Below are 25831 nucleotides of genomic sequence, written 5' to 3' on the forward strand. Positions count from 1 at the left end.
GCAGGTTGCCGGACCCCATGATCGCTTCCCGTCTTTTCGTGTTGATCCCCTGTGCGGGCTCCGGCAGCCGTGCGGGCGGCACGGGCCCCAAGCAGTACCAGCGCATCGCCGGCCGGCCGATGGTGCGCCACACCCTCGATGCCTTCCGCGCGCTTGCGGGGCGCTTTGCGGGCATTGCGCTGGTGGTGTCGCCCGAAGATCGCGAGGTTTCTGCGGCGCTGCCGCGTTTCCCGGCCGAGGGAGAACATCTGCTGCATGTGGGCGGCGCGACACGCGCCGCCACCGTGCGCAATGGCCTCATGGCCTTGCGCCAGCTCGGCGCCGGCCCGCACGACTGGGTGTTGGTGCACGATGCCGCGCGCTGTCTGGTCACGCCGACGCAGATCGAGGCCCTGATTGCGGCCTGCGAACACGACGCCGTCGGTGGCCTGCTGGCGCACCGCCTGCCGGACACGCTCAAGGTCGCTTCGCCCGAGGGCCGCGTGGCGAGCACCCTGACCCGCGCCGACAAGTGGCTGGCCCAGACGCCGCAGATGTTTCGCATCGGCATGCTGCTCGATGCGCTGGAGCGCGCCGGCGATGCGGTGACCGACGAGGCCGGCGCCATCGAGGCGGTCGGGCTCACGCCGCTCCTCGTGCCGGGCAGCGCGCAGAATTTCAAGCTGACCTATGCCGAGGACTTCGCGCTGGCCGAGGCGCTTCTGCACAGCCGGCGCTCCGTAAAACCATGACTGCTTTCAATGTTCGCGTCGGCGAGGGCTGGGACGTCCACCAGCTGGTGGCAGGCCGCAAGCTGATCCTGGGCGGCGTCGAGGTACCCCACAGCACCGGCCTGCTCGGCCATTCGGATGCCGACGTGCTGCTGCACGCGATCACCGATGCGCTGCTCGGCGCGGCCGGGCTCGGCGACATCGGCCGGCACTTTCCCGACACCGATCCGCAGTTCCGCGGCGCCGATTCCGCCACGCTGCTGGCCGAGGCCGCGCGCCGCGTGCGTGCGGCGGGCTGGCAGATCGGCAACGTCGACAGCACCGTGATCGCGCAGGCGCCCAAGCTCGCGCCGCACATCCCGGCCATGTGCGCGCGCATCGCCGCCGCGCTCGAGATCTCGGTCGACCAGGTCAATGTCAAGGCGAAGACCGCCGAGAAGCTCGGGCCGGTGGGTGAAGGCCGGGCGATGGAAGCGCGCGCCGTCGCGCTGCTTCACCGCTGAGGGTTGTTAGCCGCGGCCGAGGCTTCGGGCTTGACCGCAGCGGCTCGCGGCATGCGGATGTGGGCCGCGAGGCCGCGGCCCGGCGTGCTGGTCAGCGCGAAGGTACCGCCCATGCGCTCGATGTTTTTTGTCACGATCGACAGGCCCAGTCCGGCGCCCGCAGCCGAGGTGCGTGCCACGTCGCCGCGGAAGAAGGGCTTGCTCAGCTGCGACAGCAGGGCGGGCGCGACGCCGGCTCCGTGGTCGCGCACCTTGATGAGCACGGCGTCGTTGTGCGCTTGCGCCTGGATCGCGACATCGGCGACGCCGGTGGACGGTGTCTTGCCGTAGCGCCGCGCGTTCTCGATCAGGTTCGAGATCACGCGCTGGAGCTCGACCTCGTCGGCCATCACGCGCAGGTCGGCCGGCACGTCCACCGTGATGCGGATGTCCTCGTGGTCCTGCACCGCGTAGGTACAGGCATCGATCACGTCGCGCAGCAGCACCGGCTTGAAGTCGACGTGGTCGGGGCGCGCGTAGTCGAGGAACTTGTCGATGATGGCATCGAGCTGCGCGATGTCGGCCGCCATGTGGTCGCGCGCGTCCTCGTCGGTCACGCTCATCTCGGTTTCGAGCCGAAGGCGCGCCAGCGGCGTGCGCAGGTCGTGCGAGATGCCGGCCAGCATCACGGCGCGGTCCTGCTCGATCTTGGCGAGCTGGTCGGCCATGCGGTTGAAGCCGACGTTGACCGCCCGGATTTCGTTGGTGCGCGCGCGTTCGTCGAGCCGGTGCGCCTCGTATTCGCCCTCGCGCACCTGCATCGTGGCTCGCGACAGCTGCTTGAGCGGCAGGTTGATGAGGCGCGTGATCAGCGCCGCGCCGGCCAGCGACAGCATCATCGTCGTGACCAGCCAGACCAGCCAGGTGCGCCCGCCCAGCCGCGTGAAGCGCGTGGGATCGAGCAGCAGCCAGTACATGTCGCTCTCGATGGTGAAGCCGATCCAGAGGCCGGGCTCGTCGTTGACGCGGCTGGCCACCGTCGTGCCTTCGCCGAGCCGGTCGATCAGCTCTTCGGTCACGCGCTGGTCGAGCGCGCCGGTGGTGTAGGGGACGAAACGGTCGTTCGGCTCGCGCGGCAGGATGCGCACGCCTTCCTGGTCGGCCAGGGTCTTGATCAGCGACACGCGCGTGATGGCGTCGGAATACACCAGCGCCGCCCGCGTCAGGTTCACCAGCGAGGCGATCTGGTGCGCGGTCTGGATGGCGCGCGGCTCGTACTCGAGCGCGCGGAAGGTCTGCAGCCAGGCGACCGTGCAGCCGATCAGGAGCAGCACCAGCAGGAAGAAGGTGCGCCAGAAGAGGCTGAGGCCGAGCTGCAGCCTGGGGCGGCGCCTGGACTGGCCAAGGCCCTCCAGCGGGCTCGGCAAGGTGACCTGGGGACCGTCTTCGCCGAAAGGGCTCGGCTGTGTCGTCTTGGGGCCGATGGTGGCGGCCACGAGCGTCAGCGCTTCAGGTCGTGCCGTCCGGCACGAACACGTAGCCGACGCCCCATACCGTCTGGATGTAGCGCGGCGCCGCGGCATCGGATTCGACCAGCTTGCGCAGGCGCGAGATCTGCACGTCCAGGCTGCGGTCAAAGGGTTCGAACTCGCGGCCGCGCGCCAGCTGGGCCAGTTTTTCGCGCGACAGCGGCTGCCGCGGATGCCGCACCAGCGCCTTGAGCATGGCGAACTCGCCGGTGGTCAGCGAGAGTTCCTCGCCGTCCTTCTTGAGCGTGCGCGAGCCGAGGTCGAAGCTGAAGGGGCCGAAATTCACAGTTTCGTTGTCGGTCGAGGGCGCGCCAGGCGCCTCGAGCGGCGGCCTGCGGCGCAGCACCGCATGCACGCGTGCCAGCAGTTCGCGCGGATTGAAGGGCTTGCCCAGGTAGTCGTCGGCGCCGACCTCGAGGCCGACGATGCGGTCCACGTCCTCGCCCTTGGCGGTCAGCATGATGATCGGGGTGCGGTCGTTGGCGGCGCGAAGGCGGCGGCAGACCGAGAGGCCGTCCTCGCCGGGCATCATCAGATCGAGCACGATCAGGTCGACCGTGTCGCGCAAAAGTATGCGGTTGAGGGCCTTGCCGTCTTCCGCAACGATGACCTCGAAACCTTCCTGGGTCAGGTAGCGGCGCAGCAGGTCGCGGATGCGGGCGTCGTCGTCGACGATGACGATCTTGTCTGTGCGGGCGGGAGCTTGATTCATTTCTACAACGCTGAATTTGTAACAACGCCAATTCTGAAGCCGTTGAGACCCCATTGAGCCGCTTTTCACAATGCTTTGACACTAAGTTACAAAACTTGCGGGCGCTCGCCTTCCAGATATCTATGCCGTGCGCAGCGGTGGCACAGTGACTTTGGTCCCCGACTCAGCATCATGAAATCGACTGTTCTCCCGTTGTCTGTCTTGCTCGCCTGCCTTTCGGTTCCCGCCGCGGCCGAACCCTGGGGATTCCTGCGGGTGAGCGACCTGCGGCGCAACGAGGTGCGTGATGCGGTGGAGGCGCACCGGGCCGCCAAGCGCGAGGAGGTGCGGCGTCAGGAAGCGGCGGCCGGACGCCGCCTGACCGCCGCCGAACTGGCCGAGTTGCGGCAGCAAGTGCGCCAGCAATGGACGCCGCGACAGGAGATCGTCCACTCGGCAGAATCGCAGCCGGCTGAGCGGATGGCGCCCACACCCTCGTCGGCCAGCAGGGTGGCGCCGCGCAGCCAGCGCCCTTGAGCGGCGCCCCTCGGGGGCGCGACGCTCTTTCTCTTTTTCTCCACTCGGGTTTTCTTGCTTTGAACAATAAGAATGTCAGACGGATCGCGGCCTGTGCCGTGTTGATCATGAATGCCGGCGCCGCCTTGGCCCAGAGCGCGCCCTGGGCGCCGCCGCAGAACGTGCTGCAGCTGTCGGCCACGGGAACGGTCGAAGTGCAGCAGGACCTGCTGAGCATGACGCTCAGCACCACGCGCGATGCGGCTGACGCCGCAACGGTGCAGGCACAGCTGAAGACTGCGCTCGACGCGGCGCTGGCGGAGGCGCGCAAGAATGCGCAACCCGGCCAGCTCGATGTGCGTACCGGCAATTTCAGCCTCGTGCCGCGCTACACGCGCGACGGCAAGATCACCGGCTGGCAGGGCACCACCGAGCTGGTGCTGGAAGGCAAGGACTTTCCGCGCATCACGCAGACCGCGGGTCGCGTCTCCACGCTCACGGTGGGCGGCATCGGTTTCGGCCTGAGCCGCGAGCAGCGCGCCAAGGTGGAGGCCGAGGCGCAAACGATCGCGATCGAGAACTTCAAGCAGAAGGCCGGCGAGCTGGCCAAGGGCTTCGGCTTCGGCGGCTACACCTTGCGCGAAGTGTCGGTCAACGCCAATCAGGGCGGGCCGATCCGGCCGCGCATGATGGCCGTGGAGGCTTCGTCGAAGATGAACTACGACGCGGCCGTGCCGGTCGAGGCCGGCAAGACCAGCGTCGTCGTCAACGTTTCGGGCTCGGTGCAGTTGAAATAGTCGGCCGCCGCCGGGCCGCCCCAAGGCGGCCGAGCCTCCCCCTCGGGGGTGGATTTACACGCAGCGAAGCGAAGTAAAGCCGGGGGGCTGTACTACTGCGCGGTCCAGCCGCCGTCGACTTGCCACGCGACACCGCGCACCTGGTCGGCAGCGGGCGAGCAAAGAAATACCGCGAGCCCGCCCAGTTGTTCCACCGTGGTGAACTGCAGCGAAGGCTGCTTTTCGCCCAGCAGATCGTTCTGCGCCTGCGTGACCGAAATGCCTTCGCGCGCAGAACGGTCGTCGATCTGCTTCTGAACCAGCGGCGTCAGCACCCAGCCCGGGCAGATCGCATTGCTCGTGATGCCGGTGGTCGCGGTTTCGAGCGCCACGGCCTTGGTGAGGCCGACGATGCCGTGCTTGGCGGCCACGTATGCGGATTTCTGGGCCGAGGCCACGAGGCCGTGCGCCGAGGCGATGTTGATGATGCGGCCCCAGTTGGCTTCGCGCATGGCGGGCACGGCGAGGCGGGTGGTGTGGAAGGCGCTTGTAAGGTTGATCGCGATCACGGCATCCCAGCGCTCCACCGGGAAGTCCTCGACCTTCGCGACATGCTGGATGCCGGCGTTGTTGACGAGGATGTCGACGCGGCCGAACTTTTCAGCCGCGAACTTCATCATCTCTTCGATCTGTGCCGGCTGGCTCATGTCGGCGCCGTGATAGTCGACCCTCACGCCGAGCGCTTCGACCTCGGCCTTGGGCTTGTCGGCATCGCCGAAACCGTTGAGCACGATGTTGGCGCCCTGTTGCGCCAGCGCCTTCGCGATACCGAGGCCGATGCCACTGGTGGACCCCGTGACAAGCGCGGTTTTGCCTTTGAGCATGATGGTCAATCTCCGGATGAATTAGGATGCAACGAGACAATTATCTTCATCGCGACTTCTTCTGTTTCATGACCGAGCCTGCTCTCCAATACGCTGCCCGGGAGGGAGCGACCGAGTGAAGCGCGAACAGCCCAATCTCTCGTTGTCCGGCTCCGCGGTGGTCGACTATCCGCTGTCGGCAGCGACGGCCGATCGCACGCCGGTGGTCGAGAACATGCTCGCGCGAGCACGCGCCTTCGCCGAGCCGCTGATCGCCGACGAAACGCTGGACACCGGCGAGAACACGCTCGCGCATGCCGATGCGGTGGCCGCGATCGTCGCGGCCATGGGCGGATCGGAGGCGATGCAGGCGGCCAGCTACCTGGTCTACTCGTGCCAGCACCTGAACCGGCCGCAGGAAGTGATCGCCAAGGTGTTCGGCGACAACTTCGCGGCGCTCGCGGTGGAAACCACCAAGCTCGTGCATGTGCAGAAGCAGGCGCGTTCGGCGACGGCCAGCGCGCACCTGGCGGATGGCGCGGGCATGCAGACGGAGAACGTGCGCAAGATGCTGCTTGCGTTCTCTCGTGATCTGCGGGTCGTGATGCTGCGGCTGGCTTCGCGCCTGCAGACGCTGCGCCACGCGGCTTCAGTCAAGCAGCCCGTGCCGGAAGGCGTGGCGCGCGAATCCCTGCAGGTATTCGCGCCGCTCGCGAACCGGCTCGGCATCTGGCAGGTCAAGTGGGAGATCGAGGACCTGTCCTTCCGTTTTCTCGAGCCCGAGACCTACAAGGTCATCGCGCGGCTGCTCGACGAGAAGCGCGTCGAGCGCGAAGGCTACGTCGAACAGTTGCGTGCGCGCCTCGAACGGGAGCTGGCCGAGGAGGGCGTCAAGGCGACCGTGCAGGGCCGGCCGAAGAACATCTACAGCATCGTGAAGAAGATGCGCGGCAAGTCGCTCGACTTCGCGCAGGTCTTCGACATCATGGCGCTGCGCGTGGTGGTGGCGGACGTCAAGGATTGCTATGCGGCGCTGGCCTGGGTGCATTCGCACTTCCAGCCGATCGACGAGGAGTTCGACGACTACATCGCGCGGCCCAAGCCCAACGGCTACCAGTCGCTGCACACGGTGGTGCGCGAAGTGGTCGACGGCCAGGCCGGCAAGCCGATCGAGATCCAGATCCGCACCGAGGAGATGCACGACCACGCCGAGCACGGCGTGGCTGCGCACTGGGCCTACAAGGAAGCGGGCCACAAGGGCTATGCCGGCGTCTGGGCGAGCGGCGAGTACGACGCCAAGATCGCGGTGCTGCGCCAACTGCTGGCCTGGGAGCGCGACCTGTCCGGTGGCTCGCAGGGGCAGGGCCTGTTCGACGACCGCATCTACGTGCTGACGCCCGACGCGGCGATCGTCGAATTGCCACAGGGCGCGACAGCGGTCGACTTCGCCTACACGGTGCACACGAGCCTGGGCCACCGCTGCCGCGGCGCGCGCGTCGACGGCGCGATGGTGCCGCTCAACACGCCGCTGCAGAACGGGCAGACGGTGGAGATCATCGCGGCCAAGGAAGGCGGCCCCTCGCGCGACTGGCTCAATGCGGAGCTGGGCTACCTCGCGAGCCATCGCGCACGCGCAAAGGTGCGGGCCTGGTTCAACGCGCAGATCACGCACGAGACGGTGGCGCGCGGCCGCGAGGCGGTCGAGAAGGTGCTGCAGCGCGAAGGCAAGACCGCGCTGAAGCTCGACGACCTCGCTTCGCAGCTGGGCTTCAAGTCGGCCGACAACCTGTTCGAAGTGGTGGGCAAGGACGAGTTCTCGCTGCGCAACATCGAGATGCTGCTGCGTCCTCCGGAGCCCGCGCCCGGTCCGGACGACGGCGTGATCATCAAGAAGGCACGCGCCGGTGGCAACGCGGGCAAGGGCGGCGTGCTGGTGGTCGGCGTCTCCTCGCTGATGACGCAGCTTGCCAAGTGCTGCAAGCCGGCGCCGCCCGATGCGATCCGCGGCTTCGTGACCCGAGGCCACGGCGTCAGCATCCACCGTGCGGACTGCAGCAGCTTCCGCATGATGGCCATGCGCGATGCCGAGCGCGTGATCGACGTCGAGTGGGGCGAGCAGAAGGCCGATGCGGGCTCGGTCTACGCGGTCGACGTGGCGGTCGAAGCCGCTGATCGCCAGGGCCTGCTGCGCGATATTTCCGATGTGTTCGCGCGCGAGAGGATGAACGTGATCGGCGTGCAGACCCAGTCCGTCAAGGGCACCGCATGGATGACTTTCACGATCGAGATCGCCGATGCCGCGCGGCTCGCACAGGTGCTCAACGTGGTGGCCGCGGTGGCCGGTGTGCGTTCTGCCCGTCGTCGCTGAAAAAAGCGGCCTCGCGGCCTGCTACAATCTCGGCTTCTCGGACACATCCTTAGGCGCGTAGCTCAGCTGGTTAGAGCACCACCTTGACATGGTGGGGGTCGTTGGTTCGAGTCCAATCGCGCCTACCAATTTTTTCCTGATCGCAGCATCCGCTCAACCAACGGTTGCCTGCGCTTTCAGGTCTCGCATCCCCCGGTTTCCTGCGTCCTCAACACAAGGCCTACTGCCTTCGTCGACTGGCGGATACGCCGTCAGTTGTGGTAACTTGGCCGTCCGCCATCTCCAAAGCACTTGACTCAGGGAACCGATGAACACGCCAGCGGCTGAGAGCGACCCGGCACTCGAGGAGCTTCGTCTCGCCGCCCTGTTGCGGCAGGCTCCGCTCGAATTCGCACGCGTGGTCTACGGACTCAATGATCGCGCCAACGGCCGGGCCGGCACCATGGCTGCGGAAGACGTCGCGCGCACGGTGCGGCAGGGCGCTCCGGTCACGCGGGAGCGTGCCGAACAGCGGGCCCGAGGCTATCTGCCGCTGGCCGGCCAGGAGCATTGCCCGCGTTGCTGGGTTTTCAACGGCGTCAAGAGCCCCTTGCACTTTCGCGAAAGTAACGAAGAGCGCCCCGAATCGGCCGTCTGCAAGGTGTGCGGCGCGGAATACACCACTTCGCTGGACTGACGCTCCCGTCAGGGTAAACCTTGGCGCGGTGCAGCAAAACCGCTCCCTAGAATTTGTTCGCGCGCCCCTGGCGTGAAAACTTGAAGGAGTCCGTAGTGCAGAGCAAGAAATCCGCCGGTGCCAAACCGGTACAGCGGGTGATCAAGAAGTATCCGAACCGAAGGCTCTACGACACGGAAACCTCCACCTACATCACGCTCGCCGAAGTCAAGCAACTGGTGATGGACAAGGCGCCCTTCGTGGTGCGCGACGCCAAGAGCGGCGACGACCTCACGCGCAGCATCCTCTTGCAGATCATTCTCGAAGAAGAGGCCGGCGGCGCGCCGATGTTCACCGAACAGGTGCTGGCCACCATCATCCGCTTCTACGGCCAGGCCATGCAGAGCTACATGGGCCCCTATCTCGAGAAGAACATCCAGGCCATGACGGAGGTGCAGGCGCAATTGGCCGAAAAGGCGCAGAACCTGACGCCCGAGATGTGGGCCCGGTTCATGACCATGCAGTCCCCGATGCTGCAGGGCCTGATGGGCAGTTACGTCGAACAATCGAAGCACGTGTTCCTGCAGATGCAGGACCAGATGCAGAAGAACACGGAGCAGGTTCTGGGCGCCTTTGGCATCAAGCGGCCCTAGATCGGGCGCGGAGCCCGATAGCTGGGACAATAGGGGGATATGAGCGAAGTTGCCTCCCCTGAACGAATTGCCGCGCCGGCTGCCCCCAAAGTCGGCTTCGTGAGCCTCGGCTGCCCCAAGGCGCTGACCGATTCCGAACTGATCCTCACCCAACTGAGCGCCGAGGGCTATCAGACCTCCAAGACTTTCGAGGGCGCCGACCTCGTGATCGTCAACACCTGCGGCTTCATCGACGACGCGGTCAAGGAGAGCCTCGACACCATCGGCGAGGCGCTGGCCGGCAACGGCCGCGTGATCGTGACGGGATGCCTGGGCGCCAAGACGGGCGAGGAGGGCGGCAACCTGGTGCGCCAGATGCATCCCAGTGTGCTGGCCGTCACCGGCCCGCATGCGACGCAGGAGGTGATGGATGCGGTGCACGCGAATCTGCCGAAGCCGCACGACCCCTTTGTCGACTTGGTGCCGCAGGCCTTTGGCATCGCAGGGCTGAAGCTGACGCCGAGGCACTATGCATACCTGAAGATCAGCGAGGGCTGCAATCACCGCTGTACCTTCTGCATCATTCCCTCGATGCGCGGCGATCTCGTCTCGCGGCCGGTCGGCGACGTGTTGGGCGAAGCCAAGGCGTTGTTTGAAGGCGGCGTCAAGGAACTGCTGGTGATCAGCCAGGACACCTCGGCCTATGGCGTGGACGTGAAGTACCGTACCGGCTTCTGGGACGGCAAGCCGGTCAAGACGCGCATGCTCGAACTGGTGCGTACCTTGGGCGAAATCGCCGAGCCCTATGGCGCCTGGGTGCGACTGCACTATGTGTATCCGTATCCCGGCGTCGACGAAGTCATCCCGCTGATGGCGAGCGGCCAGGTGCTGCCCTACCTCGACGTGCCGCTGCAGCACAGCCATCCCGACGTGCTCAAGCGCATGAAGCGGCCTGCGAGCGGCGAGAAGAACCTGGAGCGCATCGCGCGCTGGCGCGAGGTGTGTCCCGAGCTCGTGATCCGCAGTACCTTCATCGCGGGCTTTCCCGGCGAGACGGAAAAGGAGTTCGAGCACCTGCTCGACTTCATCCGCGAGGCGGAGATCGACCGCGCCGGCTGCTTTGCCTACAGCCCGGTGCAGGGCGCAGCCGCCAACGAGATTCCGGGCATGCTGCCCGAGGCCGAGCGCGAGGCACGGCGTGCACGCTTCATGGAAGTGGCCGAAGCGGTGTCGATCGCGAAGCTGCAAAGGCGCATCGGCGCGACGATGCAGGTGCTGGTGGATTCGGCGCCCGGCATGGGGCGCAAAGGTGGCGTGGGTCGGAGCTACGCCGACGCGCCCGAGATCGACGGCATCGTGCGGCTGCTGCCGCCCGAGAAGATCAGCAAGACCTTGAAGGTCGGCGAATTCACCCGGGCCCGCATCGTCGGCGCCGAGGGCCACGACCTGATCGCGCTGCCTGTCTAATAGATGCCGCAGACGGACAAGAAAAAAGCCACCGGAAACCGGTGGCTTGAATCGAGGAACCCCGAGAGGGATTATCTAAACTTGGTGCCCAGAAGAGGACTCGAACCTCCACGATGTTACTCGCTAGTACCTGAAACTAGTGCGTCTACCAATTCCGCCATCTGGGCCCACATGCTGCTTGGGAACTAGTCCTTCGCAACAGGTTTTGAATTTCAGGAAAGAGAGAGATCATATCAAAAATTTAAGCCACCCCAGCGGACTGCTGGACGAGGTTGAAGGCACGGTGCAAGGCCATCGCGATGGCCACGGTTTTGTGCAGCGCGACGACGGCGAAGCCGACATCTATCTGCCCCCCAACGAGATGCGCGCGGTGCTGCACAAGGACCGCGTCAAGGCGCGCGTCGTGCGCCAGGACCGCCGCGGTCGTCCCGAGGGGCGCGTGGTCGAGATCATCGAGCGGCCCGAGCAGCCGATCATCGGGCGCCTGCTGCATGAAGGCGGCATCTGGCTCGTCGCGCCGGAAGACAAGCGCTACGGCCAGGACGTTCTGATTCCCAAGGGCGCCACCGGCACGGCCAAGGTCGGCCAGGTGGTTGTCGTGCAACTGACCGAGCCGCCGGCGTTGTTCGGCCAACCCGTCGGCCGCGTGAAGGAAGTGCTGGGCGAGATCGACGACCCCGGCATGGAGATCGAGATCGCGGTGCGCAAGTACGGCGTGCCGCACGAGTTTTCCGAAGCCTGCCTGGCCGAAGCCAAGGCGTTGCCCGACAAGGTGCGAGCGGCCGACAAGAAGGGCCGCATCGACCTGACCGACGTGCCCCTGGTCACCATCGACGGCGAGGATGCGCGCGACTTCGACGATGCGGTGTACTGCGAGCCGGCCAAGGTGGGCCGCGGCAAGGGCTGGCGCCTGCTGGTCGCGATCGCCGATGTGAGTTCCTATGTGCAGACCGGCTCCGCGATCGACATCGATGCCTACGACCGCGCCACCAGCGTCTACTTCCCGCGCCGCGTGATCCCGATGCTGCCCGAGAAGCTGTCGAACGGGCTGTGCTCGCTCAACCCCGAGGTCGAGCGCCTGTGCATGGTCTGCGACATGCTGGTCGCGGCCGACGGCGAGATCTACGCCTATCAGTTCTACCCGGCGGTGATGTGGAGCCATGCGCGCTTCACCTACACCGAGGTGGCCGCCATCCTCGGCAACACGCGCGGCCCGGAAGCGGCGAAGCGCAAGGATCGCGTGAAGGACTTGCTGAACCTGCACGACGTCTATCGCGCGCTGCTCAACCAGCGTTCGAAGCGCGGCGCGGTCGACTTCGAGACCACCGAGACGCAGATCATTTGCGACGATGCCGGCCGCATCGAGAAGATCGTGCCGCGCACGCGCAACGAAGCGCACCGCCTGATCGAGGAGGCCATGCTGGCCGCCAATGTCTGCAGCGCGGACTTCATCGCCGAAGGCAAGCATCCGGGCCTGTACCGCGTGCACGAAGGACCGACCCCCGAGAAGAAGGAGATCCTGCGCGGCTACCTGAAGGCGATGGGCGTCGGGCTTTCGATCACGGACGATCCGAAGCCCGGCGAGTTCCAGGCCATCGCCGAGGCGACGAAGGAGCGTCCTGACGCGCAGCAGATCCACACCATGCTGCTGCGTTCGATGCAGCAGGCCATCTACACGCCAATCAACAGCGGCCATTTCGGTTTGGCCTACGAGGCCTACACGCACTTCACGAGCCCGATCCGGCGTTATCCCGATCTGCTGGTGCATCGCGTGATCAAGGCCATCCTCGGCAAGACCAAGTACCAGCTGCCGATGCTGCCGACGCCGGGCGAGGCGCATGCCAAGCTCGCCAAGCGGCTGGCGTTGCGCGTGAAGGCGCCCACGGCCAAACCGCAGAAGGCCACTGTGGCGCCCAGCAAGGAGGTGTTGGCGTGGGAAGCTGCGGGCCTGCACTGCAGCGCCAACGAGCGGCGCGCCGACGAAGCCAGCCGCGACGTGGAAGCCTGGCTCAAGTGCAAGTACATGCGCGAACACCTCGGCGAGGAATACGGCGGCGTGGTCACGGCGGCCACCACCTTCGGCATCTTCGTCACGCTCGACGCAATGTACGTCGAAGGCCTGGTTCACATCACCGAACTCGGCGGCGAATACTTCAAGTTCGACGAGCAGAGGCAGGAATTGCGCGGCGAGCGCACGGGCATCCGCTATGCGATCGGCACGCGGGTGCGAGTGCAGGTGAGCCGCGTCGATCTCGACGGCCGCAAGATCGATTTCCGCCTGGTGCGCGAAGGCGAGGAGTTGGGCACGCGTGCCATGAAGGACAAGGGCGTCGCCACCGGCGGCGTGCCGGCCAAGGCATCGGCCAAGCGCAGTGCGCGCAGCAAGAAGCCCGAGGCCGCCGTCGAACGCGGCGACCGGGTCGCTGCAGCCGCGCCGCAATCGGCCATGCAGGCCTTCCGGTCGGCCGTCAAGAAGGCGGCCAACAAGATGAAAGGGCGCAAGCCGCGCCGCTGAAGGAGAAACGAAGATGAGCACAGAGAAGAAGAACCGCATCGCGGTCGTCACGGGCGCAGGCACCGGCATCGGCCGCGCCGCCGCACTCGCGTTGCTGGCCGACGGCTGGAGCGTGGTGCTGGCCGGCCGCCGGCTCGAGCCGCTTGAGGATGTGGCCGATGCTTCTGGCGCCGGCGCGCGCGCGTTCCCGGTGCCCACCGACGTGGCCAATCCGGAGTCGGTGCAGGCCTTGTTCGCTGCCGCGGTGGAGCGCTTCGGCCGCGTCGACCTGCTGTTCAACAACGCGGGCGTCGGCAATCCGCCCGGCCCCTTCGAGGACTGGACGCCGGAGCAGTGGCGAGGCGTGGTCGACATCAACCTGAACGGGATGTTCTATTGCATCCAGCAGGCCTTCCGCACGATGAAGGCGCAGACGCCGCGGGGCGGCCGCATCATCAACAACGGCTCGATCTCCGCCACCTCGCCGCGGCCCAACTCGATCGCCTATACCGCGACCAAGCACGCGGTGGAAGGCCTCACCAAGACGGCATCGCTCGACGGGCGCAAGCACGACATTGCGGTCGGACAGATCGATGTCGGCAATGCGCTGACCGAGCTGGCCGCGCGCATGGCCAAGGGCGTTCCGCAGGCCAACGGCGAGATCGCGATCGAGCCGGTGATGGACGTGTCCATCGTCGGCCAGTCGGTGCTCTACATGGCGAACCTGCCCTTGGAGGCCAACGTGCTGTTCCACACGGTGATGGCCACCAAGATGCCCTTCGTGGGGCGCGGATAGACGCGCTCAACTGCGCGCCAGTGCGCTGGCGGTGAGGGGGCTTTCGGCAGGCCATCGATCGGCGATGTGGCCGTGCCGCCATACCGCCTCGCAGGCCGCGGCCATCGCCGGCCGACCTGCAGCCAGCGCGGCGCCGATCATGCCGGCCAGCACGTCGCCCGTGCCCGCGGTGGCGAGCCGGGCATTGCCGGTGGTGTTGATCACGGGCGTGATGCCCGCTGCGGCCACGATGGTGCCCGAGCCCTTGAGGACGACCGTCGCGCCGAAGCGCTCCACGAGCCGATGCGCTGCACGCAGTCGGTCGCCTTGCACTTCGATCGCGTTCACATTCAACAGTCGCGCGGCCTCCAGAGGATGCGGCGTGAGCACCGTCGCACGGGCTGCCTGCGTGCGTGCAACGAGCAGGGTCTGCAAGGCGTCTTCGACTGCGATGGCATTGAGCGCGTCGGCATCGAGCACCAGCGCATGGGCCGTCTCCATCACTCGCGCTAGAAGATCGCGTACCGCCGAGCCGCCGCCGCAGCCGCAAACGACCGTCATGGCGCTCAGTTCCAGCGCTTCAGGACGCCGGAACATCAGCTCTGGCTGCACGGCGTCGAGCATGGCGAGCTGGGTGTCGAGTGGGGCGACGAACACGCGTCCGGCGCCGGCGTTCAAGGCTGCGGAAGCCGCCAGCAGTGCGGCGCCGGCCATGCCGGGCGCGCCGCCGATCACCGCCACGTCGCCGTAGCTTCCCTTGTGTGAAGCGTGCCGTCGCGGCTGTTCGGGCGGCGCGCCGGCCAAGCGGGCGGTGGCGCGCTCGGCAGCCGGCGCGATGCCCAGGTCGTCGAACCACACATCGCCGGCTGCATCGCGACCCTGGGCCGTGAAGGGGCCTGGCTTGAGCGTCAGCAGGCTCAGGCAGGCGCGCCGGACGGCAGTGGAAGGCACGGGGAAATCCATCGACAGCATGCCGGTGTCTGCATTCAGGCCCGAGGGCGTATCGACGCTGAGCACGGCCGCGGGGCCGGTGTGCATGCGCCGCAGCCAGTCGGCCATCAAGCCTTTGGGCGGGCGCGCGGCCCCGATCCCCAGCAGCGCATCGATGGCGAGCTCGGCGTGCTGCGGCGGCGCATCCGCGAAGCGCACGCCGGCATCGCGCGCACGTTGCAGCGAAGCGCGCGCGTCGGCCGGCAGCCGGCTGTCGTCGCCGATCCGTGTAACGACCGCCGTGAAGCCGCGTTGCTGCAGCTGCGCTGCCGCTTCGAAGCCATCGCCGCCGTTGTTGCCAGGCCCGCAGGCGACCCAGATCGTGCGCGCGTGGGGCGCCATCGCCATGGCCAGGCGTGCGACCGCCAACCCCGCGCGCTGCATCAGCGTGTGCGGCGGCAGCACAGCCGCGGCCGCTAGTTCTATCCGGCGCGAGGCGGCGACGTCGAACAGGTCGGCGGTGGTGGCGGCAGTAATGCGCTGCATGGCCGTGGACGCTTCGCCTTCAGTGTTGCAGCAGGCGTTCGATTCCCAAGCCTTCGAGGTCGACACCAGCGTCCCGGCCGCCCATCATGTCCGCCAGAACGCGCGCGCTGCCGCACGACAAGGCCCAGCCGCTCGAACCATGGCCGAGATTGAGCCACACGCCGGGTATACCGCTCGGGCCGATGATGGGCGGACCGTCCGGCAGCATCGGCCGTGCCCCTTTCCATTGCTGGACGCCGGCCTGCAGGGTGACGGCACCCGGAAACCAGTCCTGCAGCACCTTGTAGAGCGTCTGCAGTGCGGTGGGGTGCATCGCGTCGAGCGAACCGCCGAGTTCGGCGCTTCCGGCCACCCGCACGCGCAGGCCGAGGCGGGAGATCGCCACCTTGTAGCGCTCGTCCATCACGGCGCTGCGCGGAGCGTTGAGCGGTTCGCGGATGTTGGCGCTGATCGAATGGCCGTAGACCGGCGCGAGCGGAATGCGCAGGCCTAGCGGCCGCAGCAGGTTGGCCGAAGCCACGCCGGCGCACACCACGACCGCGTCGAAGCGATGGCCCTCCGAGCCGCTCGCCAGCGAGAGCTCGGTCGGCGCCGCGCGCTTCAGCGGCGCGAGGTCGCAGTTGAAATGAAACTGGGCGCCCAGCGCCTCGGCCTCCCACTTGAGCAGCAGTGCGAACTGCCGGCAATTGGCGACCTCGTCCTCGGGCAGGTGAATGGCGCCGGCGAGCGGGGTGTCGGCGCTGAGCGCGGGCTCGATCTTGCGGGCCTCGTCCGCATCCACCTCGCGGAAGCTGCTGCCCGCCGCGCGCAGCACCTCCAGGCCGGCCTGCACGAGCTTCTTCTCGCGCTTGGAACGCAGCAGCACCAGGTAGCCGTCGGCGCGCTCGTAGCTGAGCTCGCGGGCCTCGGTGATCTCGTGCAGCCGCGTGCGACTGTAGAAGGCCAGGCGCTGCATGCGCGCGCGGTTGCTCAAGTAGGTTTCGAGCTTGCAGGCGCGCTGCCAGTGCGCCATCCAGGACAGGTCGCGCCGCGACAGCGGCCAGCGCAGCTTGATGGCGCCGTGCGTGGAGAGCAGCGAGCGAAGCACCTTGCCGCGCATGCCCGGGCCGGCCCAGGGCGTGACATAGCCGGGTGCGACTACGCCGGCATTGGCAAAACTGGATTCCTCCGCGGCGGCGCCGCGGCGCTCGAACACGACCACTTCGTGCCCGTCCGACGCCAGCTCCCAGGCTGTGGTGACGCCGATGATTCCGGCGCCCACGATCGCGATTTTCATTCGATTCTTTGCGGTGAAGTATGTGCCGGTGCCTGCCTGCGAGGCGCGCGGCCGCTAGTGCTGCTGTTGTAACTCGCGTTCGGTCTGCAACGCGATCGCGAGCAGCGCGTCGTCGTGTAGGGCGCCATGCCAAAGCATGAGGCCGACGGGCAGTTCGCCCTCGACGTGGCAAGGCAGCGAGATCGCGCAGCCGTCGAGCATGTTGACGACCGACGGGTTGCGCAGCAGCAGCGCGTTGATGCGGAAAAAGGCCTCGTCGCGTTCTTCGCCGGGCGCCACGCTGGCGATGGCCGGCGCGGTGATCGGCACGGTGGGCGAGAGCAGTGCGTCGAAGGGCGCGAGCGCCCGTTCCATGCGGGCGATCCAGTCCCGGCGCGCGTGGACCAGGTCGATGTACTCGTGCGCCTTCATGGTCGCGCCCTTGAGGATGCGCTGCGCCACCCGAGGGTCGTAGCCGGCGCCGCTGCGCTCCAGCAGCAGGCGGTGCCAGGCATAGGCTTCGGCCGCAGAGAAGCCGCCGGTGGCATTGATCGAGCGCAGATCGGCCAGTTCGGGCAGCGCGATCTCGTCGATGCGGGCGCCGGCTGCGCGCAGCGTCCGCAGCGTCCGTTCGAAGGCGCTTGCCACCGCGGGCTCGATCTCGTCGAAGAAGAGATCCTTGACCACCGCCAGCCGGTAGGCGGACAGCGGTGCCGTGCCGGCGGTGACGCGCCGGGCGGCGAGGATCTCATGCGCGGTGATCGCGTCTCGCACCGAGCGCGTCATGGCGCAGACGGTGTCGAGCGTGGTCGACAGCGGCAGGGCGCCGTCTGCCGGCACCAGCCGCGCCGTGTTCTTGAAGCCGACGATGCCGTTGAGCGCGGCCGGGATGCGGATCGAGCCGCCGGTGTCGGAGCCCAGCCCGATGAAGACCGCGCCGCTCGCCACCGAAACCGCCGCTCCCGAGGACGAGCCGCCTGGAATACGCGGCGTGGCGGCATCGCTCGCGTTGGCGGGCGTGCCATGGTGCGGATTGATGCCCACGCCCGAGAAGGCGAACTCGGTCATGTTGGTTCGGCCGACGAGTGCGCCGCCGGCGGCGCGCAGGCGCGCGACCGCGGGGGCATCCGCCTTGGCTGCCACCGCATGGGACAGCACGATCGAGCCGGCCGGCGTCGGCTGGCCAGCCAGGTCGAACAAGTCCTTGACGGAAAAGGCCAGGCCGGCCAGGCGTTGCTGCAGGCTCGCGGACGCGGCGGCGTGGCGCGCCTCGTCGAACAGGGTGCGCGTGAAAACGTGCCGGCAGCCCGGAGACTGGGCCTGCGCAATCGAATGCTCCATTTCGGTGCGCGCATCGGAAGCGCCCGCCAGCAGGGCGAGGCGGGTGGCGTGCAGGTCAGGGCGCATGGGTGAGGGTGGCTATAGAGAGAGGGCGATGGGGAGGTGCGTGCTATACTCTTTGGGTTTCGCCATGGGCATTTTCCCGAGGCGAGATGCATCCGCAAACCAGCCCATTCAAGGTGTTGTGAGCCTCTTTCGGAGGAGCGCAAAACGGGCTGGATTTTAGACCCAACCTTTGGAGTTATTTCTATGTCGACGACCATGCGCGAAATGCTGGAAGCCGGTGTCCATTTCGGTCACCAAACGCGCTTCTGGAACCCCAAGATGGCCCCGTACATCTTCGGCCATCGCAACAAGATTCACATCATCAACCTGGAAAAGTCGCTTCCGATGTTCCAGGAAGCGATGAAGTACGCCAAACAGCTCACCGCCAACCGCGGCACCATCCTGATGGTCGGCACCAAGCGCCAGGCCCGCGAGATCGTGGCGGCCGAAGCGCGCCGCGCCGGCGTGCCCTTTGTCGACACCCGCTGGCTCGGCGGCATGCTGACCAACTTCAAGACCGTCAAGACCTCGATCAAGCGCCTGAAGGACATGAAGGCCCAGCAGGAAGCCGGCCTCGACAGCCTGAGCAAGAAAGAACAGCTCACCTTCACCCGCGAGATCGAGAAGCTCGAGAAGGACATCGGCGGCATCCAGGACATGGCTGCGCTCCCCGACGCCATCTTCGTGATCGACGTGGGCTTCCACAAGATCGCCGTGGCCGAAGCCAAGAAGCTCGGCATCCCGCTGATCGGCGTGGTCGATTCCAACCACTCGCCTGAAGGCATCGACTACGTGATCCCGGGCAATGACGACTCGTCCAAGGCCGTCACGCTGTACGCCCGCGGCATCGCCGACGCGATCATCGAGGGCCGCGCCAGCGCGGTCAGCGACGTGGTGAAGGCCGTGGCCGAAGGCGGCGGCGATGAATTCGTCGAAGTCGAAGAGGGCGCTTCCGCCTGATCGGCGCTCGCCCGAGCCTGAAGAAGGGGCTTTGTTGCCCCTTTTTTTTAACTTGATTTTCGCGGCGCCCGGTGCGGGCCGCCGCAACTGACAAACCGAACGGAGAAACGACATGGCAACAATCACCGCAAGCATGGTCGGCGAACTGCGCGCAAAGACCGACGCCCCGATGATGGAGTGCAAGAAGGCGCTGACCGAGGCCGACGGCAACATGGACAAGGCCGAAGAGCTGCTGCGCATCAAGCTCGGCAACAAGGCCGGCAAGGCCTCGGGCCGCATCACCGCCGAAGGCGTGGTCACGGCTTTCGTCGAAGGCGACGCCGGCGCCATGATCGAGATCAACTGCGAAACCGACTTCGTCACCAAGAACGACAGCTTCCTGGCCATGGCCAATGCCGCGGCGATGCTGGTCGCCAAGCACAACCCGGCCGACCTGGCTGCGCTGGGTGCGCTGCCCTACGAGCAGGACGGCTTCGGCCCGACGCTGGAAGACGTGCGCAAGGGCCTGGTCGGCAAGATCGGCGAGAACATGAGCTTCCGCCGCTTCAAGCGCTTCGCCGGCAACGGCAAGCTGGCCTCGTACCTGCACGGCACGCGCATCGGCGTGATGGTCGAGTTCGAGGGCGACGACACCTCGGCCAAGGACGTTGCGATGCACATCGCCGCGATGAAGCCGGTGGCCATCTCCAGCGCCGACGTGCCGGCCGATCTGATCGAGAAAGAGCGTGCGGTCGCCGCCGGCAAGGCCGAGGAAGACCGCAAGGCTGCCGAAGCCGAAGGCAAGAAGCCGCAGCCGGCCGACATCGTGACCAAGCGCATCGAAGGCGGGGTTCAGAAGTACCTGAAGGAAGTCTCGCTGCACAACCAGGCTTTCGTGAAGAACGACAAGCAGACCGTGGAGCAGATGCTCAAGGCGGCGAACACCTCGATCAAGGGCTTCACGCTCTATGTGGTCGGCGAAGGCATCGAGAAGAAGGTCGACGACTTCGCGGCCGAAGTGGCGGCGCAGGTCGCTGCGGCCAAAGCGGCAGCCTGAGTGCCGCCCCCAGGCGACGGCGCGCACCGCGCGCTGCCGCTTTTTCGCAATCACGTTTTACACTCGCCCCGCCAACTCCAAAGGAACCCACCCATGTCCGACGCCCGACCAGCCCACAAGCGAATCTTGTTGAAGCTGTCGGGCGAGGCATTGATGGGTGACGACGCCTTCGGCATCAACCGGGCGACCATCGTGCGCATGGTCGGCGAAGTGGCCGAGGTGGTGAACATGGGCGTCGAGGTTGCCGTCGTGATCGGCGGCGGCAACATCTTCCGCGGCGTCGCCGGCGGCTCGGTGGGCATGGATCGCGCCACGGCCGACTACATGGGCATGCTGGCGACCGTCATGAACGCGCTGGCGCTGGCCGACGCGATGAACAAGCAGGGCTTGATCGCCCGCGTGATGTCGGCCATCGCGATCGAGCAGGTCGTGGAGCCCTACGTTCGCCCCAAGGCGCTGCAGTACCTCGAAGAGGGCAAGGTCGTGATTTTTGCGGCCGGCACCGGCAACCCCTTCTTCACGACCGACACGGCTGCGGCGCTGCGCGGCGCCGAGATCGGCGCGGAGCTGGTGCTCAAGGCAACCAAGGTCGACGGCGTCTATACCGCAGACCCCAAGAAGGACCTGAGCGCGACACGCTACGCCCGCTTGAGCTTCGACGAAGCCATCGCGCAGAATCTCGGCATCATGGACGCCACGGCCTTCGCGCTGTGCCGCGACCAGAACCTGCCGATCAAGGTGTTCTCGATCTTCAAGAACGGTGCGCTCAAGCGCGTCGTGATGGGCGAGGACGAAGGCACGCTGGTGCATGCCTGAAGAGGACCAAGAAGATGACCATTGCCGAAATCCGCGATGCGACCGACGCCAAGATGAATCAGTCGCTCGCCGCATTCCAGAACAACCTGACCAAGATCCGCACCGGCCGTGCCAATCCCGCGCTGCTGGACTCGGTCCACGTCGATTACTACGGCTCCTCGGTGCCGCTGTCTCAGGTGGCGAACGTTTCGCTGCTCGATTCGCGCACCATCAGCGTCCAGCCCTGGGAAAAGGGCATGGGCGCCAAGATCGAAAAGGCCATTCGCGAAAGCGATCTGGGCCTGAATCCCGCGTCGATGGGTGACCTGATCCGCGTGCCGCTGCCGCCGATGAGCGAAGAGCGCCGCAAGGAAATGACCAAGCTGGTGCGCAACGAGGGCGAGACCGCCAAGATCGCGACCCGCAACCTGCGCCGGGACGCCAATGATGCGATCAAGAAGCTGGTCAAGGACAAGCTGGCATCCGAAGACGATCAGAAGCGGGCCGAGGCCGAGATCCAGAAGGTGACCGATCGCCACATCGGCGAGATCGACCGGCTGGTGGCGGCCAAGGAAGCGGAGATCATGGCCGTCTGATGACGACATCACCTGCCATGCCCCACCACATTGCCATCGTCATGGATGGCAATGGCCGCTGGGCCACGCGCCGCTTTCTGCCGCGCGTCGCGGGGCACAAGCAGGGCGTCGAATCCTTGCGCCGTTGCGTCAAGGCCTGCGTCGACCGCGGCGTCGCGGTTCTCACCGTGTTCGCCTTCTCCTCCGAGAACTGGAACCGTCCCGTCGAGGAAGTGTCCGGGCTGATGGACCTGATGGTCGGTGCGCTTGGCCGCGAAGTACCGAAGTTGAGCCATGACGGCGTACGGCTGCATTTCATCGGCGAGCGCGGCGGCCTGTCCGAGAAAATCGCCGCCGGCCTGCTGCAGGCGGAGGCAGCGACGGCCCACAATACCCGGCTGGTGCTCAACGTCTGCTTCAACTACGGCGGCCGCTGGGATATCGCCCGCGCAGCGGCCCAGCTTGCCGCGCGCGGCGAGCCGCTGACCGAGGCCAACCTCGATGCGGCGATGGCGCTGTCGCACGTGCCCGACCCCGATCTGTTCATCCGTACCGGCGGCGAGCAGCGGCTGTCGAATTTCCTGCTGTGGCAGAGCGCCTATGCCGAGCTGTTCTTCAGCGACCGCCTCTGGCCCGAGTTCGACGAGGCCGCCCTCGACGAAGCCATCGCTGCCTTCCAGCGCCGCGAGCGCCGCTTCGGCCAGACTTCCGCGCAGGTCGCGGGCAACGCATGGCGCGATCCGCAGGCAGCCTGAGCGAATGCTCAAACAACGCATCATCACTGCGATCGTCCTGCTGGCGATCCTGCTGCCGGCGCTTTTCTATCCGTCGCATGTGCCCTTTGCCTGCGTGATGCTGGCGCTGATCGCAGCCGCGGCCTGGGAGTGGGGGCGGCTCAACGGCTACGGGTCGAGTGTGTCGCTGTTCCTGGGGCTGGAGACGCTCGTGCTTTGCGCGCTGTCCTGGTGGTTGGGGCTGCTCGATCAGTCGCTGCTGCCTGTCTGGATCTTCGCCAGCGCCGCCTGGGTGCTCGGCGGGGCTGCGCTGCTGCGCGTCGCAGTGCCCGGCTGGCCGCGCGTGCCGAGGGGTCTGCGCCTGGTCGGCGGGCTGCTGGTGCTTTGGGTCGCGTGGCTGGCCGCGGTCAAGGCACGGATGGTCGGCATCAACTTCCTGCTGTCGATCCTCGTGCTGGTGTGGGTGGCCGACATCTTTGCGTACTTCGCGGGGCGCGCATTCGGACTCAGGTTCACGCGCAACAAGCTCGCGCCGGCCATCAGTCCCGGCAAGAGCTGGGAGGGTGTCTGGGGCGGCATGGCCGGCGTCCTGGTTCTGGCCCTGGCCTGGGTCTGGGCCGACGCGGCCGCCCAGCCTGCGGTGGCCAGCCTCTACACGCGGCTGGCCGAGCGCGGATGGTGGCTGCTGCTGGTCGGTGTGGTCTTTCTGGCGGCGATGAGCGTGGTGGGCGATCTGGTCGAGTCGCTGATCAAGCGCAGCGCGGGCGCCAAGGACAGCAGCACCCTGCTGCCGGGCCACGGCGGCGTGCTCGACCGCGTCGATGCCTTGCTGCCGACGCTTCCTATTGCCATGATGTTGGCCTTCTTGTGATGACATACCCTAGGCAACGCATCACGGTGCTCGGTTCGACCGGCTCGGTCGGCGTCAGTACGCTCGACGTGATCGCCCGGCATCCCGAGCGCTTCGAGGTGTTCGCGCTGTCGGCTGCAACCAAGGTCGACGAGCTGCTGGCCCAGTGCGTGCAGTTCTCGCCGAAGTTTGCGGTCATGGCGAGCCCGCCGCATGCCCGGCTGCTGGCTGAAAAGCTGAAACAGAGCGGCCTGTCCACGCGCGTGCTCCAGGGAGCGGACGCCATCGAGACGATCGCCTCGCACGAGGAATGCGATGCCGTGATGGCCGCCATCGTCGGCGCGGCCGGACTCGGGCCCTGCCTCGCAGCCGCTCGCGCCGGCAAGCGGCTGCTGCTCGCCAACAAGGAGGCCCTGGTGGTCGGTGGCGAGCTGTTCATGCGCACGGTGCGCGAGGGCGGGGCGACGCTGCTGCCCATCGACAGCGAGCACTCGGCGATCTTCCAGTCGCTGCCGGAAGACCCGGCCACCTGGCCGCGGCGCATTGACAAGATCATCCTGACTGCCTCCGGCGGCCCGTTCCGCACGCGCTCGCCGGACACGCTCGGTGCCGTGACGCCCGAGCAGGCCTGCGCGCACCCGAACTGGGTCATGGGCCGCAAGATCTCGGTGGATTCCGCCACCATGATGAACAAGGCCCTCGAGGTGATCGAGGCGCGCCACCTGTTCGGCGTGGCGCCCGAGCAGATCGAGGTCGTGATCCACCCGCAGAGCGTGGTGCATTCGATGGTGCAATTCACCGACGCCTCGGTGATCGCGCAGCTCGGCACGCCCGACATGCGGGTGCCCATCGCCGTCGGGCTGGCCTGGCCCGAGCGCATCCAAAGCGGTGCCGCCCGGCTCGATTTCCGGCAGATGGCGGCGCTGACTTTCGATGCGCCCGATGTCCAGCTCTTTCCCGGCCTGGGACTCGCATGGCAGGCGTTGCGGGCAGCGCCGGGCACGACCGCTGTGCTCAATGCGGCCAACGAGGTGGCGGTCGAAGCATTCCTGCATCACCGCTTGCGCTTCGATCGTATCCATGCGGTGAACCTGGAAACTTTGGATGCGGTGCAGCCCTCCAACCCAGCATCGCTGGCCGACCTGCTGGCACTGGATGCCAGCGCCCGGGCTGCTGCCAACGCCGCAGCGCTACGCTTCGCAGCCTGACTTTTCCATACCCGGGGGTCTCCATGCTCACAGTCGTTGCCTTCATCGTCGCGCTCGGCTTGCTGATCGCGGTGCACGAGTACGGCCACTATCGGGTGGCGGTTGCATGCGGGGTCAAGGTGCTGCGCTTTTCGGTCGGCTTCGGCAAGACGCTGTATCGCTGGCAGCCCAAGCGCCAGCACCCGGGGCAGGACACGGAGTTCGTGATCGCCGCGTTCCCGCTCGGCGGCTACGTGAAGATGCTCGACGAACGCGAAGGGCCCGTGGCGCCCGAAGAGCGGCACCGCGCCTTCAACACCCAGCCGCTGCGTTCGCGCGCTGCCATCGTCGCCGCCGGTCCGATCGCGAATCTCCTGCTGGCCGTCGTGCTCTACACCGCGGTCAACTGGATCGGCGTCGAAGAGCCTGTCGCGAAGCTGGGCCAGCCGGTGGCCGCTTCGCTGGCCGAGCAGGCCGGTTTGCGCGGCGGCGAGCACGTCGCGCGCGCCGGCTTCGACGGCGACCTGGAGCCTGTGCAGTCCTTTGAAGACCTGCGCTGGCGCATGACGCGCGGAGCGCTCGACGGCCGCGATCTGACGCTCGAGATCGCAGGGGAGGGCGCGCGGCCTGCGCGCGAGATCGTGCTGCCGTTGAGCCGCATCGAGGCCAAGGATGCCGATGCGCAGATGTTCCGCAAGATCGGCGTCGTCGCACCGCTGACGCGCCCCGAGATCGGCGAGGTGATGGCAGGCGGCGCGGCGGAGCGCTCGGGCCTGCGCCGCGGCGATGTGGTGCGCTCGGTCGGCAGCACGGCCATCGTCGACGGCCAGCAATTGCGCGACGTGATCCGCGCCTCGGTCGAGGGTGGCCAGCCGCGCACGCAGACCTGGGAGATCGAGCGCGACGGTCAGATGCTCCGCGTCGAAGTCACGCCGGAGGTGCGCGACGAAGCTGCGGCCAAGGTCGGCCGTGTCGGTGCCTATGTCGGTGCGCCACCCGAGATGGTGACGGTGCGGCTGGGCGTGGTCGACGGCGTCTGGCGCGGCGTGGTCCGCACCTGGGAGGTGTCGACGCTCACCGTGCGCATGATGGGCAAGATGCTGATCGGCGAAGCCTCGATCAAGAACCTGAGCGGACCGCTGACGATCGCCGACTACGCGGGCAAGTCCGCCAGCATGGGTCTCACGCAATACCTGGTGTTCCTCGCCCTCATCAGCGTGAGTCTCGGCGTGTTGAACCTCATGCCGCTGCCGGTCCTCGATGGGGGGCACCTGATGTATTATCTTTGGGAGGGCCTGACCGGCAAGAGCGTCTCCGATGCATGGATGGAACGGTTCCAACGCGGGGGTGTCGCGTTGCTGCTGGTCATGATGTCGATCGCACTCTTCAACGATGTGACTCGACTCTTTGGTTAACTTTCTGCTGGCCCTTTCCGCGCCGGCTCAATTCACAGATGAACAATAAATTCAGTCGCTTTCGCCTGCGCAGCGTTGCCGCGGTGGTCGCCAGTGCACTCGCCGCCACGGCCGCCTGGGCCGTCGAGCCCTTCACGGTACGCGACATCCGGGTCGAAGGCCTGCAACGCGTGGAGCCCGGCACCATCTTCGCCTCGCTGCCGC

Annotated in this window: 24 protein-coding genes and 2 tRNA genes; 19 read left to right on the top strand and 7 right to left on the bottom strand. The window is 67.0% G+C overall.

What is annotated here, in order from left to right; genetic code table 11:
• Positions 1-17 precede the first annotated feature (17 nt).
• Entirely contained in the window at positions 18-731 is a 714-nt protein-coding gene (gene ispD, locus BLS74_RS21805) for a 2-C-methyl-D-erythritol 4-phosphate cytidylyltransferase (protein WP_093109234.1), read from the top strand.
• Entirely contained in the window at positions 728-1213 is a 486-nt protein-coding gene (gene ispF / locus BLS74_RS21810) for a 2-C-methyl-D-erythritol 2,4-cyclodiphosphate synthase (protein WP_093109235.1), read from the top strand. Before ispD ends, ispF begins: the two co-directional genes overlap by 4 nt.
• Here ispF and BLS74_RS21815 read toward each other — a convergent pair.
• Together BLS74_RS21815 and ompR are read right to left on the bottom strand one after the other, a co-directional pair.
• Positions 1204-2619, bottom strand: coding sequence for a sensor histidine kinase (locus tag BLS74_RS21815; protein WP_093109265.1), 1416 nt, complete (start codon positions 2617-2619; stop codon positions 1204-1206). The genes ispF and BLS74_RS21815 overlap by 10 nt on opposite strands.
• A gap of 82 nt (positions 2620-2701) precedes the next feature.
• Positions 2702-3433, bottom strand: a complete 732-nt coding sequence (ompR, locus tag BLS74_RS21820; RefSeq protein ID WP_028250078.1) for an osmolarity response regulator transcription factor OmpR — start codon at positions 3431-3433, stop codon at positions 2702-2704.
• 171 nt (positions 3434-3604) lie between these two features.
• Here ompR and BLS74_RS21825 point away from each other — a divergent pair, with 171 nt between their 5' ends.
• Positions 3605-3949, top strand: a complete 345-nt coding sequence (locus tag BLS74_RS21825) for a hypothetical protein (protein WP_093109236.1) — start codon at positions 3605-3607, stop codon at positions 3947-3949.
• A gap of 107 nt (positions 3950-4056) precedes the next feature.
• Positions 4057-4725 carry an SIMPL domain-containing protein gene (locus BLS74_RS21830; protein WP_093109266.1) on the top strand — a complete coding sequence of 223 codons (669 nt, stop codon included), beginning with the start codon at positions 4057-4059 and terminating at the stop codon, positions 4723-4725.
• A 92-nt stretch (positions 4726-4817) separates the two neighbouring features.
• Here BLS74_RS21830 and BLS74_RS21835 read toward each other — a convergent pair whose 3' ends face one another.
• The gene (locus tag BLS74_RS21835) at positions 4818-5588 is read right to left on the bottom strand and encodes a 3-hydroxybutyrate dehydrogenase (RefSeq protein WP_093109237.1); all 771 of its coding nucleotides are present in this window, start codon (positions 5586-5588) and stop codon (positions 4818-4820) included.
• A 157-nt stretch (positions 5589-5745) separates the two neighbouring features.
• Here BLS74_RS21835 and BLS74_RS21840 point away from each other — a divergent pair, with 157 nt between their 5' ends.
• The 5 genes from BLS74_RS21840 to rimO all read left to right on the top strand — a co-directional run bounded on the left by BLS74_RS21840 (position 5746) and on the right by rimO (position 10689).
• Complete coding sequence (locus tag BLS74_RS21840) at positions 5746-7935, top strand: RelA/SpoT family protein (RefSeq protein ID WP_244503958.1); 2190 nt, start codon at positions 5746-5748, stop codon at positions 7933-7935.
• A 51-nt stretch (positions 7936-7986) separates the two neighbouring features.
• Positions 7987-8063: transfer RNA gene (locus tag BLS74_RS21845), tRNA-Val, on the top strand.
• 179 nt (positions 8064-8242) lie between these two features.
• Positions 8243-8611, top strand: a complete 369-nt coding sequence (locus BLS74_RS21850) for a hypothetical protein (protein WP_093109239.1) — start codon at positions 8243-8245, stop codon at positions 8609-8611.
• Positions 8612-8706: 95 nt separating this feature from the next.
• Positions 8707-9243, top strand: a complete 537-nt coding sequence (phaR, locus tag BLS74_RS21855; protein ID WP_244503952.1) for a polyhydroxyalkanoate synthesis repressor PhaR — start codon at positions 8707-8709, stop codon at positions 9241-9243.
• A gap of 39 nt (positions 9244-9282) precedes the next feature.
• Positions 9283-10689: a 30S ribosomal protein S12 methylthiotransferase RimO gene (rimO, locus tag BLS74_RS21860; protein WP_093109241.1), complete on the top strand. Its 1407-nt coding sequence runs from the start codon at positions 9283-9285 to the stop codon at positions 10687-10689.
• Positions 10690-10771: 82 nt separating this feature from the next.
• Here rimO and BLS74_RS21865 read toward each other — a convergent pair.
• Positions 10772-10856, bottom strand: a tRNA-Leu gene (locus BLS74_RS21865).
• Positions 10857-10948: 92 nt separating this feature from the next.
• Here BLS74_RS21865 and rnr point away from each other — a divergent pair.
• A complete protein-coding gene (rnr, locus tag BLS74_RS21870) occupies positions 10949-13204 on the top strand; it encodes a ribonuclease R (RefSeq protein ID WP_170855681.1) in 2256 nt (751 codons plus the stop codon).
• A 13-nt stretch (positions 13205-13217) separates the two neighbouring features.
• Positions 13218-13979 (top strand): SDR family oxidoreductase, encoded by a 762-nt coding sequence (locus tag BLS74_RS21875; protein WP_093109242.1) that lies wholly within the window; start codon positions 13218-13220, stop codon positions 13977-13979.
• A 6-nt stretch (positions 13980-13985) separates the two neighbouring features.
• Here BLS74_RS21875 and BLS74_RS21880 read toward each other — a convergent pair whose 3' ends face one another.
• The 3 genes from BLS74_RS21880 to BLS74_RS21890 are packed head-to-tail and all read right to left on the bottom strand — an operon-like array spanning position 13986 to position 18096.
• Positions 13986-15434, bottom strand: a complete 1449-nt coding sequence (locus BLS74_RS21880) for an NAD(P)H-hydrate dehydratase (protein ID WP_093109243.1) — start codon at positions 15432-15434, stop codon at positions 13986-13988.
• Positions 15435-15453: 19 nt separating this feature from the next.
• Positions 15454-16710 carry a D-amino acid dehydrogenase gene (locus BLS74_RS21885; RefSeq protein ID WP_093109244.1) on the bottom strand — a complete coding sequence of 419 codons (1257 nt, stop codon included), beginning with the start codon at positions 16708-16710 and terminating at the stop codon, positions 15454-15456.
• A 54-nt stretch (positions 16711-16764) separates the two neighbouring features.
• Positions 16765-18096 (bottom strand): amidase, encoded by a 1332-nt coding sequence (locus BLS74_RS21890; RefSeq protein WP_093109245.1) that lies wholly within the window; start codon positions 18094-18096, stop codon positions 16765-16767.
• A gap of 183 nt (positions 18097-18279) precedes the next feature.
• Here BLS74_RS21890 and rpsB point away from each other — a divergent pair, with 183 nt between their 5' ends.
• From rpsB to rseP, 8 genes are all read left to right on the top strand, one after another.
• Entirely contained in the window at positions 18280-19035 is a 756-nt protein-coding gene (gene rpsB, locus BLS74_RS21895) for a 30S ribosomal protein S2 (protein WP_093109246.1), read from the top strand.
• A gap of 112 nt (positions 19036-19147) precedes the next feature.
• Positions 19148-20071, top strand: a complete 924-nt coding sequence (gene tsf, locus BLS74_RS21900; protein ID WP_093109247.1) for a translation elongation factor Ts — start codon at positions 19148-19150, stop codon at positions 20069-20071.
• Positions 20072-20164: 93 nt separating this feature from the next.
• On the top strand, positions 20165-20887 hold the full coding sequence (gene pyrH / locus BLS74_RS21905) for a UMP kinase (RefSeq protein WP_093109248.1): 723 nt from the start codon (positions 20165-20167) through the stop codon (positions 20885-20887).
• Between the two features lie 14 nt (positions 20888-20901).
• Positions 20902-21462 carry a ribosome recycling factor gene (gene frr, locus BLS74_RS21910; protein ID WP_093109249.1) on the top strand — a complete coding sequence of 187 codons (561 nt, stop codon included), beginning with the start codon at positions 20902-20904 and terminating at the stop codon, positions 21460-21462.
• The gene (uppS, locus tag BLS74_RS21915) at positions 21462-22196 is read left to right on the top strand and encodes a polyprenyl diphosphate synthase (protein WP_093109250.1); all 735 of its coding nucleotides are present in this window, start codon (positions 21462-21464) and stop codon (positions 22194-22196) included. The genes frr and uppS overlap by 1 nt, the downstream gene beginning before the upstream one ends.
• A 4-nt stretch (positions 22197-22200) precedes the next feature.
• On the top strand, positions 22201-23046 hold the full coding sequence (locus BLS74_RS21920) for a phosphatidate cytidylyltransferase (RefSeq protein WP_093109251.1): 846 nt from the start codon (positions 22201-22203) through the stop codon (positions 23044-23046).
• Complete coding sequence (ispC, locus tag BLS74_RS21925; protein WP_093109252.1) at positions 23046-24233, top strand: 1-deoxy-D-xylulose-5-phosphate reductoisomerase; 1188 nt, start codon at positions 23046-23048, stop codon at positions 24231-24233. The genes BLS74_RS21920 and ispC overlap by 1 nt, the downstream gene beginning before the upstream one ends.
• A 23-nt stretch (positions 24234-24256) precedes the next feature.
• Positions 24257-25627, top strand: coding sequence for an RIP metalloprotease RseP (gene rseP / locus BLS74_RS21930; protein WP_093109253.1), 1371 nt, complete (start codon positions 24257-24259; stop codon positions 25625-25627).
• Positions 25628-25831 lie beyond the last annotated feature (204 nt).

It is taken from the genome of Variovorax sp. CF079 (genome assembly GCF_900101545.1).
Taxonomy (GTDB): Bacteria; Pseudomonadota; Gammaproteobacteria; order Burkholderiales; family Burkholderiaceae_C; genus Variovorax.